At 45.9% G+C, this 3,648-nt stretch carries 2 protein-coding genes and 1 pseudogene; all 3 read right to left on the bottom strand.

The features are described 5' to 3' along the window. Window positions 1-200, bottom strand: a pseudogene (locus ACTHS3_RS10770) (tyrosine--tRNA ligase); the annotation flags it as partial. 75 nt (window positions 201-275) lie between these two features. Next, a complete protein-coding gene (locus tag ACTHS3_RS10765) occupies window positions 276-2,135 on the bottom strand; it encodes an acyltransferase family protein (RefSeq protein ID WP_440367940.1) in 1,860 nt (619 codons plus the stop codon). A gap of 484 nt (window positions 2,136-2,619) precedes the next feature. Next, window positions 2,620-3,648, bottom strand: a 1,029-nt coding sequence (gene ychF, locus ACTHS3_RS10760; RefSeq protein WP_440367939.1) for a redox-regulated ATPase YchF, incomplete at its 5' end; no start/stop codon positions are given.

Raw genomic sequence — 3,648 nt, 5'->3', positions numbered from 1 at the left:
GCAATCGGCGTATGGCCGGCTTGTTGGAAACGGCGCAATGCCAATACAGGCAGCAAGTGGCCGATGTGCAGGCTGTCGGCTGTCGGGTCAAAACCGCAATAGAGGGAAATTTTTTGTTCGTTTAGCAAAGCGTCTAAGGCTTCGATGTCGGTAGTTTGCGCGATTAAGCCACGCGATTGTAGGTCTTTGATGACGCTCATTGATATCTTCCAAAAAAATTAGCAGTTTTACAAACTGCTAATTGTAACAAATTTCATCGGATGAATGGCTATGGCTTACTGAAGAAGCGTGTGTTTTTCAGAAAAACGTTTGGCCAGTTCTCTGCCACCGTAAGGGTTGATGTGGTCTCTATCAGAATAAACCGGCAATCCATTGATTTTGAAGTTCTCCGGAATATAGGCAGTGGCATCGATAATGTACACATTGGCATATTTTTCTGCCAATTCTTTGATGCGCTCATTTCCTTTTGAAGTGACTGTTTCATCAATGGCAAGATTTTGACTAAATCCCGGTATGCGGTAAGACAGGATATAGGCGCGCAAGCCGTTGTATGATAGATTAGGGTTGTCTATCATCAGGTAAACCGCTTGTTTTTCCGAAGAAAGTTTTTGCAACATGAGGTCGAATTTTTTGAAAAAATCGGCATCGTAAGCAAGGGAGTGGCTGTTTTCAGGCATTTGGCTGCCCCAGCGCATGGCCAAAAGCACTTTTGAGTATTGGGGCAGATGCTCTTTGGCGTATTCATAAACGGCACGGCAGGAGGCGTTTTGCTTGAATACGGGTGCGGCATAATCTTCTACATAGGCGCAACTGTCCGCAGAAACCATCGCTGCCGACCAGTTTTCTTTTTTGCCGACGGTATCAAAAAACGTTTTATATTGGTCGGCATGCGAATCGCCTAGAATCAGTAATTCCGGCTGTTTGTCGGTATCGCCCCAAACACACTGTTTGTCGGTATTGTTGTGACAAGAAGTATAGGAACGCGCCAATCCCATACGGTCGTATTGCTCTATAAACGGAAGCTTCATGGCAAGAAAAGGCGTAATGGCCAAAACAAGCATGGGGGCAGTATAAACCCATGTAACAGATTGGGCAAAAGAGCCTTTCCAGTTTTTAAACGGCTTCTCGACAAAATAATAAGAAAGCAGAGAGAGTGCAAACATTAAGACAATCGCGGCCGCAGTCGAATACGAAGGCAGATTATTTGAACCGATGTATCTCATAAAAGCCAATACAGGCCAATGCCACAGATACAATGAATAGGAAATCAAGCCTATGCCGACAGTAATCTTCCATTGGAAGAATTTTTTCAACCGGTGTTCAAATTGATTGAAATAAATGAATGCGGCGGCGGCCAAACAAGGAATGATGGCGGCAGGTCCCGGAAAATAGGCGGTTTTTTCCGTATAGGTAAACAGGCAGGCAAACAGTACGCATACGGAAAGTAATGCGCCTGCCGCCGCATATTGTTTGCCGGTATCCAGCGCTTGCTGTTGCCGGTATTGCATCCACACTGCCGTCAGCGAGCCGATCAGCATTTCGCAGGCGCGCAGATGGGGAAGGTAATATTTATCCAGCGCAGTCGGCATAAAAGAAGCCAAAATGCTGAATACGCATAGTGTGATGAGGAAGGCAAACTGGGTGCGCCAGCTTTTGCGGACTACCAGTAACAGCAATATCGGGAAGACGAAATAATATTGTTCTTCGACCGATAAAGACCAAATGTGAAGCAAAGGTTTTTCTTCTTGTATGGGGTCGAAATAGCCCTGACCCTTTGCAAAAAAGATATTGGAGATGAACCCCAAGGTGGACAGGGCTGTCCTCCATAAAAGGGAAAAATCATCTTTGGTGAATAAAAGAAAGCCGCATATCAGCGTTACCGTCAATACGGTAAAAAATGCGGGCAGTATCCGCTTGATACGGCGGATGTAAAAGTTTTTGAACGAAAAAATCCCACTGCTCATTTCACGATGGATAATCATCGTGATCAGAAAGCCGGAAATAACAAAAAAGATATCAACACCAAGAAAGCCGCCAGGCAGCCAGTTTTTTTCAATATGGAAAACGACAACGGATAGAACAGCAACGGCACGCAATGTATCAATATCTGGGCGGTAAGATAAAACTTTGCTCATAATATTTTGATTTTAATTAGTTTATTTTAATGGCGTCATCTGAAAAGTGATTCCTGCCGAGAATGACAGTATTTCGGAGGTCGGCCATCGTTTGTCGGAACAGGGCAGTTTGTTTGCCTTCTTAGAATGATTGCTGATGATATGCGTTTGAATAGTAATGGATTAGAGTAGGAATAAAGTTGATAGTTTCAACATAATATTTAATATGTTGTTTTTATAATGAATCAATACGATGTGGTATTGTTTAATTATTTATTGTCATATCAATGATATTGTTATTGATGATGTAACCTTGCGCTATTTTTAGGTAAGGTGTTGGTAAGAGATGAGAGATTTAAAGAGAGAAAAATTACGGGCCATGCCCGTATTTATTATGAAGATAATGTCTTATTTTGTTGATATTTCAAGACATGAGGCCGTCTGAAAATAAATTCAGACGGCCTTAATCTTAGAAAAGGCCGTCTGAAAAAGCGTTACGCTGGGTTTATACGTTAAACAGGAAGTGCATCACATCGCCATCTTGTACGATGTATTCTTTGCCTTCCACACGCATTTTGCCGGCTTCTTTGGCTTTGGCTTCGCCGCCTAAAGCGATGAAATCTTCGTAGGAGATAACTTGGGCGCGGATGAAGCCGCGTTCAAAGTCAGTGTGAATCACGCCGGCGGCTTGTGGGGCTGTGTCGCCTTTGTGGATGGTCCAAGCGCGGACTTCTTTGACACCGGCGGTGAAGTAGGTTTGCAGGCCCAAGAGGTCGTAGCCGGCACGAATCAGGCGGTTCAGGCCCGGTTCTTCCAAGCCCATTTCAGCGAGGAATTCGGCTTTCTCGTCGTCTTCCAGTTCGGCGATTTCGCTTTCCATCGCGGCGCAAACGGCCACAACCGGTGCGTTTTCTTTTGCAGCTAATTCTTTCAGACGGTCGAGGTGCGGGTTGTTTTCAAAACCGTCTTCGGAAACGTTGCCGACGTACATGGCAGGTTTGGCAGTCAGTAGGAACAGCGGTTTGAGCATGGCAAGTTCTTCTGCGTCCAACCCGAAAGCGCGTACAGGCTTACCTTCGTCTAGATGAGGCAGCAGTTTTTTGCACAGATCGACCAGCTTTTGCGCGTCTTTGTCGCCTGAGCGTGCGCGTTTTTCTTCGCGGACGATGGCTTTTTCGACGCTGGCCAAGTCAGCCAGTGCCAACTCGGTGCCGATGGTTTCGATGTCGGCAATCGGATCAACTTTGCCTGCAACGTGGACGATGTTGTCATCGTCAAAGCAACGTACAACGTTAACAATCGCGTCAGTCTCGCGGATGTTGGCGAGGAACTGGTTGCCCAAGCCTTCGCCTTTGCTCGCGCCTGCAACCAAACCGGCGATGTCGACAAATTCGACGATGGCAGGCTGCATTTTTTGCGGATTGACGATTTTTGCCAATTCGGCCATACGTGGATCGGGGACTTCAACGATGCCGACGTTGGGTTCGATGGTACAGAAAGGATAGTTTGCCGCTTCGATACCCGATTGGGTCAG

This window comes from Neisseria sp. P0009.S007 (genome assembly GCF_051962515.1).
This window is presented reverse-complemented; position numbering and strand designations above follow the sequence as displayed.

Excerpts from the sequence above, each read along its gene's own strand:
- ACTHS3_RS10765 (WP_440367940.1), bottom strand. The coding sequence starts at position 2,135 with ATGAGCAAAGTTTTATCTTACCGCCCAGATATTGATACATTGCGTGCC.